Source organism: Bacteroides sp., assembly GCF_029057325.1.
In the GTDB taxonomy this organism is placed as follows: Bacteria; Bacteroidota; Bacteroidia; order Bacteroidales; family Bacteroidaceae; genus Bacteroides.
Map to the genome: position 1 here is coordinate 1 of NZ_JAICZW010000134.1, position 16201 is coordinate 16201.

22 protein-coding genes and 2 tRNA genes are annotated in these 16201 nt (G+C 45.3%); 4 read left to right on the plus strand and 20 right to left on the minus strand.

The window, feature by feature from the left end; all coding sequences use genetic code 11:
- Window positions 1-185: hypothetical protein (locus K2G43_RS07935; protein ID WP_300153989.1), on the plus strand; the 185-nt coding region annotated here is incomplete at its 5' end.
- Here the strand turns inward: K2G43_RS07935 and K2G43_RS07940 are convergent.
- From K2G43_RS07940 to K2G43_RS07950, 3 genes are all read right to left on the minus strand, one after another.
- A tRNA-Pro gene (locus K2G43_RS07940) sits at window positions 177-249 on the minus strand. The two genes, K2G43_RS07935 and K2G43_RS07940, sit on opposite strands and share 9 nt — an antisense overlap.
- Before the next feature lie 20 nt (window positions 250-269).
- Window positions 270-342, minus strand: a tRNA-Phe gene (locus K2G43_RS07945).
- A 153-nt stretch (window positions 343-495) separates the two neighbouring features.
- Complete coding sequence (locus K2G43_RS07950) at window positions 496-1488, minus strand: malate dehydrogenase (protein WP_297641872.1); 993 nt, start codon at window positions 1486-1488, stop codon at window positions 496-498.
- 196 nt (window positions 1489-1684) lie between these two features.
- On the opposite strand from K2G43_RS07950, the gene K2G43_RS07955 reads away from it, so the two are divergent.
- Together K2G43_RS07955 and K2G43_RS07960 are read left to right on the plus strand one after the other, a co-directional pair.
- Window positions 1685-2521 carry a S1-like domain-containing RNA-binding protein gene (locus K2G43_RS07955; protein WP_297641874.1) on the plus strand — a complete coding sequence of 279 codons (837 nt, stop codon included), beginning with the start codon at window positions 1685-1687 and terminating at the stop codon, window positions 2519-2521.
- A gap of 150 nt (window positions 2522-2671) precedes the next feature.
- Complete coding sequence (locus tag K2G43_RS07960) at window positions 2672-3595, plus strand: hypothetical protein (protein ID WP_300153994.1); 924 nt, start codon at window positions 2672-2674, stop codon at window positions 3593-3595.
- 266 nt (window positions 3596-3861) lie between these two features.
- On the opposite strand, the gene K2G43_RS07965 is transcribed toward K2G43_RS07960, so the two are convergent.
- Entirely contained in the window at window positions 3862-4488 is a 627-nt protein-coding gene (locus tag K2G43_RS07965; protein ID WP_297641878.1) for a DUF6563 family protein, read from the minus strand.
- A gap of 233 nt (window positions 4489-4721) precedes the next feature.
- On the opposite strand from K2G43_RS07965, the gene K2G43_RS07970 reads away from it, so the two are divergent.
- The gene (locus K2G43_RS07970; protein WP_300154070.1) at window positions 4722-6542 is read left to right on the plus strand and encodes a MutS family DNA mismatch repair protein; all 1821 of its coding nucleotides are present in this window, start codon (window positions 4722-4724) and stop codon (window positions 6540-6542) included.
- 92 nt (window positions 6543-6634) lie between these two features.
- Here the strand turns inward: K2G43_RS07970 and K2G43_RS07975 are convergent, their stop codons facing one another.
- The 16 genes from K2G43_RS07975 to rpsH all read right to left on the minus strand — a co-directional run bounded on the left by K2G43_RS07975 (window position 6635) and on the right by rpsH (window position 16157).
- Window positions 6635-7873 carry a Cof-type HAD-IIB family hydrolase gene (locus tag K2G43_RS07975; RefSeq protein WP_297641882.1) on the minus strand — a complete coding sequence of 413 codons (1239 nt, stop codon included), beginning with the start codon at window positions 7871-7873 and terminating at the stop codon, window positions 6635-6637.
- A gap of 216 nt (window positions 7874-8089) precedes the next feature.
- A complete protein-coding gene (gene rplQ, locus K2G43_RS07980) occupies window positions 8090-8563 on the minus strand; it encodes a 50S ribosomal protein L17 (protein ID WP_297641884.1) in 474 nt (157 codons plus the stop codon).
- Between the two features lie 3 nt (window positions 8564-8566).
- The gene (locus tag K2G43_RS07985) at window positions 8567-9559 is read right to left on the minus strand and encodes a DNA-directed RNA polymerase subunit alpha (protein ID WP_297641886.1); all 993 of its coding nucleotides are present in this window, start codon (window positions 9557-9559) and stop codon (window positions 8567-8569) included.
- Window positions 9560-9570: 11 nt separating this feature from the next.
- The gene (gene rpsD, locus K2G43_RS07990; RefSeq protein ID WP_297641888.1) at window positions 9571-10176 is read right to left on the minus strand and encodes a 30S ribosomal protein S4; all 606 of its coding nucleotides are present in this window, start codon (window positions 10174-10176) and stop codon (window positions 9571-9573) included.
- A gap of 115 nt (window positions 10177-10291) precedes the next feature.
- Window positions 10292-10681 carry a 30S ribosomal protein S11 gene (gene rpsK, locus K2G43_RS07995; protein ID WP_005656474.1) on the minus strand — a complete coding sequence of 130 codons (390 nt, stop codon included), beginning with the start codon at window positions 10679-10681 and terminating at the stop codon, window positions 10292-10294.
- 11 nt (window positions 10682-10692) lie between these two features.
- On the minus strand, window positions 10693-11073 hold the full coding sequence (gene rpsM / locus K2G43_RS08000) for a 30S ribosomal protein S13 (protein WP_005941839.1): 381 nt from the start codon (window positions 11071-11073) through the stop codon (window positions 10693-10695).
- Between the two features lie 34 nt (window positions 11074-11107).
- Window positions 11108-11224 carry a type B 50S ribosomal protein L36 gene (gene ykgO / locus K2G43_RS08005; protein ID WP_002558051.1) on the minus strand — a complete coding sequence of 39 codons (117 nt, stop codon included), beginning with the start codon at window positions 11222-11224 and terminating at the stop codon, window positions 11108-11110.
- An 8-nt stretch (window positions 11225-11232) separates the two neighbouring features.
- Entirely contained in the window at window positions 11233-11451 is a 219-nt protein-coding gene (gene infA, locus K2G43_RS08010) for a translation initiation factor IF-1 (RefSeq protein WP_002558052.1), read from the minus strand.
- Window positions 11452-11460: 9 nt separating this feature from the next.
- Window positions 11461-12261: a type I methionyl aminopeptidase gene (map, locus tag K2G43_RS08015; protein WP_300154005.1), complete on the minus strand. Its 801-nt coding sequence runs from the start codon at window positions 12259-12261 to the stop codon at window positions 11461-11463.
- A 14-nt stretch (window positions 12262-12275) separates the two neighbouring features.
- The gene (gene secY / locus K2G43_RS08020) at window positions 12276-13619 is read right to left on the minus strand and encodes a preprotein translocase subunit SecY (protein WP_300154008.1); all 1344 of its coding nucleotides are present in this window, start codon (window positions 13617-13619) and stop codon (window positions 12276-12278) included.
- Between the two features lie 4 nt (window positions 13620-13623).
- Window positions 13624-14070, minus strand: coding sequence for a 50S ribosomal protein L15 (gene rplO, locus K2G43_RS08025; RefSeq protein WP_300154011.1), 447 nt, complete (start codon window positions 14068-14070; stop codon window positions 13624-13626).
- A gap of 30 nt (window positions 14071-14100) precedes the next feature.
- A complete protein-coding gene (rpmD, locus tag K2G43_RS08030) occupies window positions 14101-14277 on the minus strand; it encodes a 50S ribosomal protein L30 (protein WP_300154014.1) in 177 nt (58 codons plus the stop codon).
- 11 nt (window positions 14278-14288) lie between these two features.
- Window positions 14289-14807 (minus strand): 30S ribosomal protein S5, encoded by a 519-nt coding sequence (gene rpsE / locus K2G43_RS08035; protein ID WP_300154017.1) that lies wholly within the window; start codon window positions 14805-14807, stop codon window positions 14289-14291.
- Window positions 14808-14812: 5 nt separating this feature from the next.
- The gene (rplR, locus tag K2G43_RS08040) at window positions 14813-15157 is read right to left on the minus strand and encodes a 50S ribosomal protein L18 (RefSeq protein ID WP_300154020.1); all 345 of its coding nucleotides are present in this window, start codon (window positions 15155-15157) and stop codon (window positions 14813-14815) included.
- A gap of 19 nt (window positions 15158-15176) precedes the next feature.
- Window positions 15177-15746 (minus strand): 50S ribosomal protein L6, encoded by a 570-nt coding sequence (gene rplF, locus K2G43_RS08045; protein ID WP_300154023.1) that lies wholly within the window; start codon window positions 15744-15746, stop codon window positions 15177-15179.
- 15 nt (window positions 15747-15761) lie between these two features.
- Window positions 15762-16157 (minus strand): 30S ribosomal protein S8, encoded by a 396-nt coding sequence (rpsH, locus tag K2G43_RS08050; RefSeq protein ID WP_300154028.1) that lies wholly within the window; start codon window positions 16155-16157, stop codon window positions 15762-15764.
- Window positions 16158-16201 lie beyond the last annotated feature (44 nt).

Genomic DNA, 16201 nt, shown 5'->3' on the forward strand with positions numbered 1-16201 from the left:
ATCGGGTTTCATGCCACAAAGGTAAAAAATATAATGTAAAAGAAAGGATGACCAACCGGAAATATCCGCTGACCCCCAAATCCGCCCACGTCTCCACGCTGCCCCCGCCCCGCAAGCGCATACGTCGGCGAAAAAACAGAAAGCGGCAAGCAATTTCCACTGCTTGCCGCTTTCTGTCGGAATGAGGCGACTCGAACGCCCGACCCCTACGTCCCGAACGTAGTGCGCTACCAACTGCGCTACATTCCGATACTTTTTTCTTAAAAAGGTGGTGCCACCAGGAATCGAACCGGGGACACAAGGATTTTCAGTCCTTTGCTCTACCAACTGAGCTATGGCACCTTCTTCGTTTGCGGGTGCAAAGATAAGGAGATTTTCTTATATTGCAATACTTTTATTGAAAAATATACGATGGATTGCCTAAATTCAATAAAAAAAGTGAGGCCATGCCCCATTCCGGCAACGGCCTCACCTTATTATTATCTACAGAAGCTATTAAAGATTGGGGTTGATAGCACTCCACTCGCTAACGGGCGGAACGATATTCAGAGTCACCAGTTCATCACGCATCTTGCAGAGGTGTGCATAGCTGGCATCCAACTTAGCCACTTCGGCCTCAGTGCCGGTGGGCACTTCGTAGTGACAACCTGTAGCATCGATAGTGGTCTTCATAGCCATCATGATGTGGTCGTACTTATCATTCTTCACGTATGTACCTGCCGGCCAGCGGAATGCGGCGCCACCCATGGCTGCACGAATCATTTCAACAGAGATGTAAGACGGGCTTTGGAAAGAAGAACGTCCGCGAAGCTCGATGATCTTAGCACCACCCTTCGTTACGTCCACCTTCATGGCTTCCCACTCTTCCTCACTGAATTCCGGAGTGCCGATGATGTCTGTCAGAGGCTTGCCGTCTATCTTCACAGCACTGCCAAATACCGCCATCTGTTCACCGTGGCCACCGTATGTAGCGCTACCGGTAACCTTGCACTGCTGCACACCGAACTTCTTCGCCAACGCGCTCTGCAGACGGGTAGAGTCCAAACCGGCCAAAGTAGTCACCTGAGAAGGTTTCAAACCGGAATACAACAATGTCACCAAACCGGTCAGGTCGGCGGGGTTGAAGATGATTACCACGTGTTTCACATCGGGGCAATAAGTCTTGATGTCCTTACCCAGCTGCTCGGCGATTTCGCAGTTGCCCTTCAGCAAATCCTCGCGCGTCATGCCCTGCTTACGCGGCGCACCACCGGAAGAAATGATATACTTAGCATCCTTGAAAGCCTCGGCCACGTCCGTAGTAGCTGTGATATTCACTTCGTCGAAACCGCTCTGGCGCATTTCTTCTGCCACACCTTCGGGAGAGAACACGTCATACAAACACAGGTTGGAAGTCAAACCCATCATCAAAGCTGTCTGAGCCATGTTAGAACCGATCATGCCGGCTGCGCCGACGATGGTCAATTTTTCATTTGTAAGAAATTCCATAATGTTTTTTTATTTAAAGGTGAATACATTCCATATTGCGACAAGGGCAGAGCCGTGTCACGTTGCAAAGATAATTGTTTTTTTGAATGAATTGTTCATAGATAAGAATTATCTTTTGACGCAAAAGGTTATTTCTTCCGTTTGAGATTGCGCGTATGCACCCAAATTCGCTATCTTTGCGCAAAGCAAAAAGAGTATGAGCATAGAATTAGGAAAATACAACACATTGAAGGTAGTGAAGAAAGTGGACTTCGGCATGTATCTCGATGGCGGGGAAGAGGGCGAGATACTGCTCCCCTCCCGTTATGTTCCCGAAGACTGCAAGGTGGACGATGAATTGAAGGTCTTCCTCTACCTGGATAACGAAGAGCGGCTGGTGGCCACCACACTGGAACCGCTGGTGCAAGTAGGCCAGTTCGCCTGCCTGGAAGTGGCTTGGGTGAACCAATACGGAGCTTTCCTGAACTGGGGACTGATGAAAGATCTCTTTGTCCCCTTCCGTGAACAGAAAATGAAGATGCAGGTGGGAAAGAAATATATCATTCATGCCCATCTGGATGACGAAAGCTACCGCATCGTGGCATCGGCCAAGGTGGACCGCTACCTTTCCAAAGAGAAAGCGCCCTACCACCCCGGGCAGGAAGTCGATATCCTGATTTGGCAGAAGACCGATCTGGGCTTCAAGGCGATTATCGAGAACCAATACGGCGGATTATTGTATGACAGCGAGATATTCCAGCCGTTGCATACGGGCATGAGACTGAAAGCCTACGTGAAACAGGTGCGCGAAGACGGCAAGATAGACTTGATGTTGCAGAAATCGGGACAGGCGAAAGTGGAAGATTTCGCAACTGTCCTATGGACCTACATCCGTGAGCACGGCGGATATACCCCGCTGAACGACAAGAGCCCGGCTGACGAGATTTACGCGGCCTTCGGCGTCAGCAAGAAGACCTTCAAGAAGGCGGTGGGCGACTTGTACAAGAAGCAGCTGGTCACACTGGAAGAAGACGGAATCAGAATTAGGGATTAATCCCGCCAGTTAGGGTTTTCCCTGTTCAAAAATAGAGAGATTCATTAGGGAGGGGAATTTCCTCTCCCTATTTTTGTCGTACCAATAAAGGAGAAACGATTTTATTTATCAAACGATAGTATGAAAGAAACAGCAAGAAAAGGAGGATGTATGAAACGGATTATATGTATGATTCTTACCGCCGTGGTGAGTACCGCCGTTTGCAGTGCGGCGATGAGCAACAGCAAAGTACGCAAGGAGACCCGGTTCCTGACAGACAAGATGGCCTACGAACTGAACCTGAATACGGAACAATATAATGATGTATATGAAATCAATTATGACTTCATTGCCGGCATCCGCTACTTGATGGACGACGTGATGCGGGGCGAAGAGTGGGCGCTGAACCGCTACTACGACTATCTGGACGTGCGCAACGACGACCTCCGATGGGTGTTGAGCAGCAGGCAGTACAGCCGTTTCATGCAGGCCACCTACTTTTACCGCCCGGTTTATGCAAGCGGCGGGCGCTGGTCGTTCAGGGTTTACATCCCCTATACCAACCACAACCACTTCTATTTCCCGCGCCCGTACCATTACCGCACCTACTGCGGAGGGCACTACCGGACGCATTACCACAATAGCTATTACCGAAACCGCTACCACCACCCGCACTACACCGGCGCGTGGCGCGTCAGGGACGACAAACACGCCCACAACCACTTCCGCTCCGACTTCGGTCCAGTGAACATCCGTCCAAATTCCGGCAAACGTCCGGCAGGCAAGGAAGAGGTGCACACCACCAGACGCAACGTGAGCGGCAACGACCGTGCCGGACGTGTTCCATCCCCTGCCACCGCAACGCCGAAACGGGAGGTGAACACAAGCAGTCCGCGGCACAACAGCGTGAATAACCGTAAGGACAATCCGCATCCCACACAGCGTGAGCGCGTGAGGAGCACAAGACAAGAGAAGAGCCGTGGGACCTCATCTGTCACCCGCAGCTCGTCCACTTCGTCTTCACGCTCTGCCGGCTCACCTTCACGCAGCTCTTCCTCGCGTTCTTCCCGTTCTTCGGAAAAGAGCAGAAAGTAGCTGTTCCCTACAAAAACAAAGATTACGCCATTTCAGATGCAGAACCTCTTTACAAGAAATAAACGCACTGATTATCAACCATATATAAGCCACTTAACAGACACAAGTGTTTGAGACGACAGACACTTGTGTCTGCCAGGTCAAACACAAGACTTTGAGACGACAGACACTTGCGTCTGTCAAACAGGGTATTATTCCCCCTTGACAAGGCATCACTTCTTATATCAAATCCATGCCAAATCAAGCGTGGCATACAGGCACATACATCAGCGCAACGTCCGCAGATACTTGCCGACAACCTCTGCCGACTCGCTCGTCTCCAGCTCGAACGCCGCCCTCAATGCCGGATACCCTTCGAGCAACTGCAACATCTTCTCCTTGCCCACGAACTCCGACCTGCCGGTCTCCACGTTCAGCTCATAGAAGACACGGGCGTTCGCCAGTCCCGACGCATTGATGGCATTCCCCACTTCACCGCCCAGCTTGGCGGCATCTTCTCGGGTCATCGTACTGGTGGCCACCTGCCCGACGGGTTGCGCGCAGAAGTAAACCTTTCCGTTTACCCATATAGCGGGCGCATACCAACTGCCAAACCGATAACGCTTGTAACGCATCTTCTTGCAGTTGACATACAGCGATGTATCTACCTGAACGGCATAGCAACGCGCCTTCAGGTAGCGGCATAAACCGGGATTATCGTCCACAGTGATGCGGTAATCCGCACCTCCCATCAAGTAAATCTGATTCTTATTGCGTTTTTCAATCTTCAAGGTAGTCACCGTGTCGCCGCAATGCTCTACCAATCCCTTCAAATTGGAATACATCACCTGCTGAGCCGCAGCGGACAAAACCGACAACACCATCAGAACCGTCAATAACCAATACCTTTTCATATCAAAATCTCCTTCTTACAAAACGTTGTTTTCTGGCCACGAAAGGTACGCTTTTTATCGAAAGAGAACAAACATTTGCCCGAAAAAGAGAGCGCTCTACCCCAAATGAAGAACAAAGCGAAAGGATTGAACTGAAAATGCATGATTTCTGCCACTCTTTTTGTACTCCGGCAAGCAGTGTGAAGACAGATTTACACTATCTTTGCAACATCATCTTCAAAACCCGAAAAGCAATGAACATCCTCGAAGAAACAAAGGCAAGCTACCACCGCATCACAGAAGAAGCCCGATTGGAACTGAACAAAGTGCAACGGCAGATTTACCGTATCGGGACATTGCGCCTGTTGCTGTTTATCGCCGGACTGACGGGAATCATCTATTTCCGTGCCGAAAGTTGGACGTTTTTGGGTGGCATTGCCTGCGTCACGCTGCTTCCCTTCCTGCTGCTGGTCAAGTACCACAACCGTCTGTTCTACCAGAAAGAGTATCTGGAGCAGAAGATAGCCATCAACGAACAAGAGCTGGCGGCACTCGACCACGACACTTCCGCCTTCGACGAAGGGAAAGAGTTCACGGATGCCACGCACCTCTATACCTTCGACCTGGATGTGTTCGGTCCGCACTCGCTTTTCCAATACATCAACCGTACCTCCACCCAGCCGGGCAAAACCCGGCTTGCCGCCTGGCTGAACCGGCATTTAGAAGAGAAAAACGCCATTTTCCAACGGCAGGAGGCCGTCAAAGAACTGGCTCCCGAACTGAAATTCAGGCAACACTTCCGCATCCTCGGCCTGCTATACAAAGGAGAAAGCGCCGATGAAACCGAACTGAAAGCGTGGTCGCAAAGTCCGGATGTCTTCCGGACCAAGAAGCTGCTGCGTGCCCTTCCCCTGCTGGTAACGGGCACAAACCTGCTCTGTATCGCACTTGTCATCGCAGACATCCTGCCCGCCAACCTCTATGGCATCATTTGGGCGTGCTTTGTCGCCGCCGGTTTCGTCTTCACCGGCAGAATCAGCAAAATGCAGGCGGTCTATGGGAAGAAGTTGCAAATACTTTCCACCTATGCCAATCTGCTTCGCCAGATAGCAGAACAACCGATGCAGTCCGCCCTACTCAAACAGATAAAAGAGGAAATCGGCGGAGAAAAACAGCAAGCCTCCCTCGCCATCCGCCGGCTGAACAAACTGATGGACGAACTCGACCAACGCAACAACGTATTTATGTACGTCATTCTGAACGGATTATTCTTTTGGGAACTGCGCCAGATGATACGCATCGAGACATGGAAAGAGCAGTATGCCGCCGACCTGCCGCGCTGGCTGGAGGCCATCGGACAAATAGACGCGCTCAACTCGCTCGCCACCTTCGCCTACAACCACCCGGATTACACCTATCCGAACATCCTGGATAAAGTCCCCTCCTCCTTCCGCTTCTGCGCCACGGCATTGGGACACCCGCTGATGCACCGCGACCGCTGCGTCCACAACGACCTCACGATGGAGAAACGCCCCTACTTCATCATCATCACCGGCGCCAACATGGCCGGAAAGAGCACCTACCTGCGCACCATCGGCGTCAACTACCTCCTCGCCTGCATCGGCGCCCCCGTCTGCGCCCGCCAAATGGAGCTGACTCCCGCCCGGCTCATCACCAGCCTGCGCACTTCCGACTCGCTGAACGACAACGAGTCTTACTTCTTCGCCGAACTGAAACGTCTGAAACTCATCATCGACAAGCTCCAGACAGGCGAACAGCTCTTCATCATCCTGGACGAGATATTAAAAGGCACCAACTCCACCGACAAGCAGAAAGGTTCGTTCGCCCTTATCAAGCAGTTCATGACCTTACAGGCAAACGGCATCATCGCCACCCACGACCTGCTCCTCGGCACCCTCATCAACCTCTTCCCCGACCACATCCGCAACCACTGCTTCGAGGCTGACATCACCGACAACGAGTTGACTTTCTCCTATCGCCTGCGCCCCGGCGTCGCCCGGAACATGAACGCCTGCTTCCTGATGAAAAAAATGGGAATTACGGTAGCGGAATAGAAGTTCCTGCCATCTCCCTCCTATCTGCGAGAAGCATTTTACCAATGACAACAAATCAGATACGAAATTCAGATTTATTGGATATACATCATCTATTTTCTATCTTTTTTCAGTACACTGTTCACTACTCTGACAGAAGAGACAAGCTTGTTGGTAGAAGTGAACACATCTACGTTCCATATATGGGACGAACGCCCTTTATGCACGATAGTAGCTACCGCCCGCACGGTGTTTCCTTCGTGTGCGGAAGAGATATGGTTGCCACTGACCTGCATGCCCACCACAATCTCGTCAGGCTGGCAGATTATCATGGATCCAAGTCCGGCAACTGTTTCGGCAAGCGCAAGGGTGGCACCTCCATGCAGGATGCCGAAAGGCTGGCGTGTGCGGTGATCTACAGGCATGGTAGCTTCGATGCGTTCTTCCGAGGCATAGGTGTACTGAATGCCCAAGTTGCCCATTAGGGTGTGGTGCGTCTGCGCATTCAACAGGTCAAGGGGAATCTCGGCGGCATGAACCTCAGCCAGAATCAGCTTCTCGACAGCTTGGGCAACGCCATCGTCTTCGTTGGAAGCCGTCACGTAGTCTGCGCACACTTTTACAGAGTCTTGCGAATGTCCCATGGCGATGCCCATACCAGCAATCTGGAGCATGTTGACATCGCATACGCCATCGCCAATGGCTATCACCTCTTCACGGCTGATACCCAGATGGGACAATAATACACCCAGCGTATTTGCCTTGTCAACACCGCAAGGAACAACTTCCAGAAAGTAAGGTTCCGATTGGAATACATCCTGCGTCCCGTCCAGACGCTTTTTCCAATACACCTCCAATCCGGCCAACGCCTCTGCATCGTCACTGGCAAGCATACATTTGCATGGTGCGAAGTCGATTGCAATAGAGAACTCTTCTTCCGCAATGATTCTCAAACCATTCTGCTTGGCTTCGAGACGAATATGCTCATTATCGGGGCTGTCGGTCAGCAGCGTGTCATCGTGGTAGGTGAATAAGGCAAAACCGTTTTTACGCGCCTTCTTTTCCAGATAGGGGATCATTTCCGGATTTATTCGCCGTTCGAACAGAATCTCTCCACTCTGAGCGTCAATTATCTGACAACCATTGTAAGAAACGATAAACCCACCGTAATTGCCCAGTTCAAGAGCTTTGGCAAATGGCATGATGCCGTATGTAGGCCTTCCGGACGCCAATACGATGCGTACACCCATTTGCTGCACTTTGAGCAATGATGCAAGCGTACGCCGGCTGATTTCTTTCGCATTGTTAAGAAGTGTCCCGTCTATATCAAGGACTAATAGTTTATATTTCAAAGCGACTTGTTTTTTGGTTTTGCAAACAAAGTTAATAAAAGAGCGGTCAATAGCGCTGAATTTAATCTATTTTAATAAAGAACAGCTGCGTTTGCCATCAAAAAAACGATATCCCAACTGAATGATATTGAAAGGCAGCTTAGTTTGAACAGATACAAATAAAAAAGCCGCCCCAATCGCCGGGACGGCTTTCTATATATAAAAAGAATAGTCGATTTATTCTGCTTTTGCTTCTTCAGCAACAGGAGCTTCAGCTTCAACAGCAGCAGCCTTCTTAGAAGAACGGCGAGTACGAGTAGCCTTCTTGGCAACCTTTTCCTTCGCCATATTCTCATTGTAATCAACGAGTTCAATGAAGCACATTTCTGCATTGTCACCCAAACGGTTACCAGTCTTGATAATACGAGTGTAACCACCCGGACGATCGGCAATCTTCACAGAGATTTCTTTGAACAACTCAGTAACAGCATACTTATCTTGCAAATTGCTAAATACAACACGACGTGAATTAGTCGTATCATCCTTAGCTCTTGTAATCAAAGGCTCAACAAACTTCTTCAGAGCTTTAGCCTTTGCAACGGTCGTAGTGATTCTTTTGTGCTTAATCAAAGAACACGCCATATTAGCCAACATAGCGTTTCTATGAGAAGCAGTACGACCCAAATGGTTGAATTTCTTATTATGTCTCATTTTTTATTCTTTATCTAATTTATATTTAGAAATATCAGTCCCAAACGACAGATTCAGACTTTCCAGCAAATCATCAAGCTCGGTAAGCGATTTCTTTCCGAAATTTCTGAACTTCAGCAAATCCGTCTTGTTGAATTGTACCAAGTCGCCCAATGTCTCTACGTCGGCAGCCTTCAAACAGTTGAGGGCACGAACGGAAAGATCCATATCAACGAGCTTCGTCTTCAACAACTGACGCATGTGCAGAACCTCTTCATCAAATTCTTCATTACCATCGGTATCGCTGGTTTCCAGCGTAATCTTCTCATCGGAGAAGAGCATAAAATGATAAATCAAAATCTTGGCAGCTTCTTTCAAAGCCTCTTTCGGGTGAATGGAACCATCGGTAGTAATCTCAAGCACCAGTTTCTCGTAGTCAGTCTTCTGCTCTACACGGAAGTTTTCTACCTGATACTTCACATTACGTATCGGAGTATAAATAGAATCGATAGGAATTACGTTCACATCGGTGCAGAACTCACGGTTTTCGTCAGCCGGAATGTAACCACGACCTTTGTTAATCGTAATGTCTATCTGCATAGTTGCCTTTGAATCTAAATGACAAATAACTAATTCAGGATTTAACACTTCAAATCCAGTCAAATACTTACCTATGTCACCTGCTTTAAATTCACTTGAATTCTCGACTGTGATACTTACCTTTTCACTCTCGAACTCTTCAACTACTTGCTTGAATCTCACTTGTTTCAGATTCAAGATAATGTTAGTAACATCCTCTTTAACTCCCGGAACACTGGAGAACTCATGCTCAACCCCCTCTATCTTAATAGTGGTGATGGCAAAACCTTCCAATGAAGAAAGCAGGATGCGGCGCAGAGCATTACCCACGGTAATACCGAAACCCGGCTCCAACGGACGAAATTCGAACTTGCCGAATTTAGAATCCGCTTCCAACATTAATACTTTATCAGGTTTTTGAAATGCTAATATCGCCATGCAATTAATTATTATTTAGAGTACAATTCTACGATCAAATGCTCCTTAATATTTTCAGGAATGTCTGCTCTTTCAGGCACGTGCAGCAATTTGCCGACCTTAGCGTTATCGTCCCATTCCAACCAAGGATATTTGCTATGATTAAAGCCAGCCAATGAATTAGCGATAACCTCCAAAGACTTAGATCTTTCGCGAACACCAATCACCTGACCCGGTTTTACAGCATACGAAGGAATATTAACAACTTCACCATCTACTACAATGTGCTTGTGGCTCACCAACTGACGAGCAGCTGCACGTGTAGGAGCGATGCCCAAACGGAATACGATATTGTCAAGACGGCCTTCCAACAACTGAAGAAGAACCTCACCGGTAATACCTTTTGCTGTAGCAGCCTTTTCAAACAAATTGCGGAATTGCTTTTCCAAAACTCCATAGGTGTATTTGGCTTTCTGTTTCTCACGAAGTTGAACACCATATTCAGAAGTCTTTCTCTTTCTAGAATTACCGTGCTGTCCGGGAGGATAGTTCTTCTTTGACAATACCTTATCTGCTCCAAAGATACCTTCACCGAATTTACGGGCTATTCTTGATTTTGGTCCAGTATATCTAGCCATTTCTTTTAAATATTTAATTGTTTATTCATGAACTCAATTTGTTGCAGCCGCGATTGCAGAGAGAATTTACAATCCAATAACAAAATCAAGTCTCACACTTATTAAAGGTAAATTATTAAACTCTACGTCTTTTCGGAGGACGGCAACCATTATGCGGAAGCGGAGTTACGTCAATGATTTCTGTAACTTCAATACCAGCACCGTGGATAGTTCTAATAGCAGACTCACGACCGTTACCCGGACCCTTCACGTATGCCTTTACCTTTCTCAAACCAAGATCGTAGGCAACTTTAGCACAATCTTGAGCAGCCATCTGTGCTGCATAAGGAGTGTTCTTCTTAGAACCTCTAAAACCCATCTTTCCGGCAGAAGACCAAGAGATGATTTGACCTTCGCTGTTTGCCAGAGAAACAATAATGTTGTTAAAGGAAGAGTGAACATGCAACTGTCCATTAGCGTCAACCTTTACATTTCTCTTTTTTGCTGCAACTGTTTTTTTTGCCATATCAACAATTATTATTTAGTAGCTTTTTTCTTATTAGCAACGGTTTTCTTTCTACCCTTGCGAGTACGAGCATTATTCTTTGTGCTCTGACCTCTTACAGGAAGACCAATACGATGACGAACACCACGGTAGCAACCGATATCCATCAAACGCTTAATATTCAATTGAACTTCAGAACGGAGATCACCTTCCACTTTATACTCAGCACCAATGATTTCACGAATCTTTGCAGCCTGATCATCCGTCCAGTCTTTCACTTTCAGGTCTCTGTCAACACCTGCTTTGTCCAAAATCTTTGCTGAACTACTGCGACCTATACCATATACATAGGTCAACGCAATTTCACCTCTCTTATTTTGAGGCAAATCGACACCAACTATTCTTATAGCCATATACTAAATTATTTTTTTTGCAAAAATAATAATATTATCCTTGACGTTGTTTATACTTAGGATTTTTCTTGTTAATAACATACAAACGGCCATTGCGTCTAACGATCTTACATTCTGGCGTACGTTTCTTTAAAGATGCTCTTACTTTCATATCTTAAATTATTTATATCTAAATACAATTCTTCCTTTCGACAAATCGTAAGGAGACATTTCGACTCTTACCTTATCACCCGGCAGGATTTTAATATAATGCATTCGCATCTTACCGGAAATATGCGCAGTAATCTCATGTCCGTTTTCTAATTCAACACGAAACATTGCATTAGACAATGCTTCAACTATAACTCCATCTTGTTCTATTGCAGATTGCTTTGCCATATTAATTCTTTAAATTGCTTTATTTCCTAATACTTCTTCTACGAACTTGAAAGATGACAATATATCAGCTTCACCGGTTCCAACAGCTATTGTATGTTCAAAATGAGCAGCACACTTGTGGTCTTTGGTTCTCACAGTCCAGCCATCACGTTCCATTACTATTTGCCGATTACCTAAGGTTATCATCGGTTCAATCGCTATACACAAGCCCTTTTTCAACATTGCCCCATATCCACGTCTTCCATAGTTAGGAACTTGAGGATCCTCATGCATATCTTTCCCGATTCCGTGACCGACAAACTCACGCACCACACCATAAGAATTGGCTTCGCAATGTTGCTGTATCGCATATCCGATATCACCCAACCGCTTGCCCTGAACTGCGTTTTGTATTCCTATGTACAATGCCTCTTTAGTAACTTCCAATAATTTGCGGACTTCCTCTGCTACTTCACCCACACAAAATGTATAGGCAGAATCACCACAAAAGCCATTCTTGTAAGTACCGCAGTCAACAGAAACAATATCTCCCTCTTTTAGCACCACGTCAGCTCCCGGAATACCATGTACCACCTGCTCATTCACAGAGGTACAGATAGAAGCAGGAAACGGGTCACCATATTGATTCGGAAAACCTTTAAAGGTAGGAACTGCACCATTGTCTCTGATAAACTCCTCAGCTACTTTATCCAGTTCCTTTGTTGTGACTCCGGGCCTTATAACCTTAGCTATCTCAGCCAAAGTTTTTCCAACAAGCAAATTACTCTCGCGGAGCAACTCTATTTCATCTTCTGTTTTAAGAAATATCATTCTTCAAAAAAAGATTAATATGCAGCAACATTACCATTGCGTCCCTTAATACGTCCAGACTTAAGCAGACCATCATAATGTCTCATCAACAAATGACTTTCTACCTGCTGAAGAGTATCAAGCACCACACCTACAAGGATTAACAAAGATGTACCGCCAAAGAATTGAGCAAACTCAGCTTTTACACCAAATATACCAGCAAATGCAGGCATAATAGCAACCAATGCCAAGAAGAAAGAACCGGGCAAAGTAATACGCGACATAATCACGTCAATATACTCAGCAGTCTGCTTTCCTGGTTTGATACCCGGAATAAAACCATTGTTTCTCTTCATATCCTCAGCCATCTGAGTCGGGTTAATAGTAATTGCAGTATAAAAATACGTAAACAATATAATCAATACCGCAAAAATCAAATTATACCAGAAACTTGTATGATCAGTCAATGAACGTACGAAACCGCTCGCATTATTTATATTCGAGAAGCCTACGAGGGTGATAGGAATAAACATGATTGCCTGAGCAAAAATGATAGGCATCACATTGGCTGCATTCACTTTCAATGGAATATACTGTCTGGCACCACCATATTGCTTATTACCAACGATTTTCTTTGCATACTGAACAGGAATTTTTCTGGTTCCTTGTACCAACAGAATGGCAAATGCAATGACAACCAGCAAAACGACAAGTTCAATCAAAAACATTACCAAACCGCCAGTCTTATCCGTCATACGGGAAATCAACTCCTGGAACAAAGATTGCGGCAAACGAGCAATGATACCAATCATGATGATCAATGAGATACCGTTACCGATTCCTTTATCTGTAATTCTCTCACCAAGCCACAAAATAAACATACTTCCCGCCGCCAGAATGATGGTAGAAGTAAACATAAACCAAGTCCAATCTAATGAAGCATTTAAAGAAGGACCAGCCTGCATCCTAAGATTGAGCAAATATGAAGGAGCCTGAACCAATAGAATAAGAATAGTCAGATAACGAGTGTACTGATTCATCTTTCTTCTACCGCTCTCACCCTCACGTTGCAACTTTTGGAAATACGGAACCGCAATACCCAATAGCTGAATTACGATAGAGGCAGAGATATAAGGCATAATACCCAATGCAAAAATAGAGGCATTGGAAAATGCTCCTCCGGAAAACATGTTTAACAAAGCTAAAAGACCTTCACTTGTTTGCTGATGCAATTGTGCCAGCATTGTCGGATTAATACCCGGCAATACGACATACGAACCAAAACGGTAAATTGCCACAAACAATATGGTAATGAGGATCCGTTGTCTCAGATCCTCAATTTTCCATATATTCTTTAATGTTTCAATAGCTTTTCTCATTGAATTAGAGTTTTACTACTTGTCCACCAGCAGCTTCGATGGCAGCTACAGCACTCTTAGAGAACGCGTGTGCCTGTACATCCAACTTAGCAGTCAAAGTTCCGTTACCTAATACTTTTACCAACTGGCTTGCAGAAATGAAACCGGCAGCAATGAAATCACTAATACCTACAGTCTGCAAATTCTTTGCTTCAGCCAATTTCTGAATTGTATCCAAGTTAATGGCTTTATACTCTACACGGTTGATGTTCTTAAAGCCAAACTTAGGAACACGACGTTGAAGAGGCATCTGACCACCTTCAAAACCGATTTTCTTAGAATATCCAGATCTTGATTTAGCTCCTTTATGACCTCTCGTAGATGTACCACCCAATCCAGAGCCCGGACCACGTCCGATTCTCTTTCTTGTCTTAGTAGATCCCGCTGCAGGTTTTAAATTACTTAAATTCATATTGTAATTCGTTTTATATTCAACAAATAATTACTTAACAATGGCAACCAAGTGTTTAACTTTATCCACCATTCCAAGAATTGAAGGAGTACATTCGTGTTCAACCACACGATTCAGTTTATGAAGTCCCAGTGCATCAAGAGTTCTCTTCTGATCAGCAGGAGCACCAATTCTACTTTTAACTTGTTTAATCTTTATAGTCGACATATTCTTCCTCCTTATCCTCTAAATACTTTGTCCATACTAATTCCTCTGTTCTGAGCAACCATACGTGCATCGCGCATTTCGCTCAATGCCAAAATGGTAGCCTTCACCAGATTGTGCGGGTTGGAAGAACCTTTTGACTTAGCCAAAACGTCCGTGATACCAACACTCTCCAATACTGCACGCATTGCACCACCTGCTACAACACCAGTACCGTGAGAAGCGGGTTTGATGAACACCTCAGCACCACCAAACTTGGCCGATTGTTCGTGAGGAACTGTACCTTTCAGAACAGGCACTCTTGTCAGGTTCTTCTTTGCAGATTCAACACCCTTGGCAATAGCGGCAGTTACTTCACCGGCTTTACCAAGGCCCCAACCGATGATACCTTCTTCGTTTCCTACTACTACGATAGCAGAGAAACTAAAAGTTCTACCACCTTTAGTCACTTTGGTTACACGATTAATAGCAACCAGTCTGTCTTTCAACTCTATATCGTTTGAAATCTTAACTCTATTATTAAGTCCTGCCATAATGATTAAAATTTAAGTCCACCGTTACGGGCAGCATCTGCCACTTCCTTTACTCTCCCATGATACAAGTAACCATTACGGTCGAAAACAACAGTAGTAATACCTGCTTCCTGAGCCTTTTTCGCAATCAGTTCACCAACTTTTGCTGCTTGTTCCTTTTTGGGCATCTTTTCAGTCATACCCTGTGAAGAAGCGGCAGCCAATGTCTTACCGGCCAAATCATCGATGATCTGAACATAAATTTGCTTGTTGCTTCTAAACACACTCATACGCGGACATTCAGCCGTACCTGAAATTTTATTGCGTACTCTATATTTGATCTTAATTCGTCTTTCTATTTTTGTTGTCATAATACTATCAATTTAAAGATTATTTAGCACCGGCTGATTTACCAGACTTTCTACGAATTTCTTCGCCAACAAACTTAATACCCTTACCTTTATACGGTTCAGGCTTACGGAAAGAACGTATTTTAGAGCAAACTTGGCCAAGCAACTGTTTGTCGCAAGATTCCAATATGATCAAAGGATTCTTGTTTCTTTCAGATTTGGTCTCTACCTTAATTTCAGGAGGCAACTGTATAAAGATACTATGCGTATAACCTAAAGCCAGTTCAATGATATTTCCCTGGTTGGAAGCACGGTAACCTACACCGACAAGTTCCAATTCTTTCTTATATCCTTCAGATACACCAACAACCATATTGTGTACTAATGCACGGTATAATCCATGGAATGCATGCTTCTGCTTCGGATTATCCAGCATTGCATTTTCATTCTCAGCCAAAGCAACATGACCGTCTTCGATGGTAACATTGATAGCAGGATTTACATATTGGCTCAATTCGCCTTTGGGTCCCTTAACGGTAACCACGTCATCTTTCAGAGTAACTGTTACTCCAGCGGGAATACTAATGGGTAATTTTCCTATTCTTGACATTGCTAATTCCTCCTATTAATATACATAACACAAAACTTCACCACCAATCTTCAGTTCAGCGGCTTCTTTGTTGGTCATTACACCCTTGGAAGTAGATATTATAGCAATACCCAAACCATTAATAACACGCGGCATGTCTTTGTATCCAGTATATTGACGCAAACCCGGAGAAGAGATTCTCACCAGTTTCTTAATAGCGTTCACCTTATTTACCGGATCATACTTCAAGGCAACTTTAATTGTACCTTGAGGACCATCTTCTACAAACTTATAATTAAGAATGTAGCCTTTTTCAAAAAGAATCTTAGTGATTTCTTTTTTCAAATTTGAAGCCGGAACTTCCACAACTCTGTGCTTCGCTTGAATAGCGTTCCGCAACCTCGTCAAATAATCTGCTATTGGATCAGTCATATAAAAAATAAATTAAATTAATCAGGCCTACCCTGACAATATTT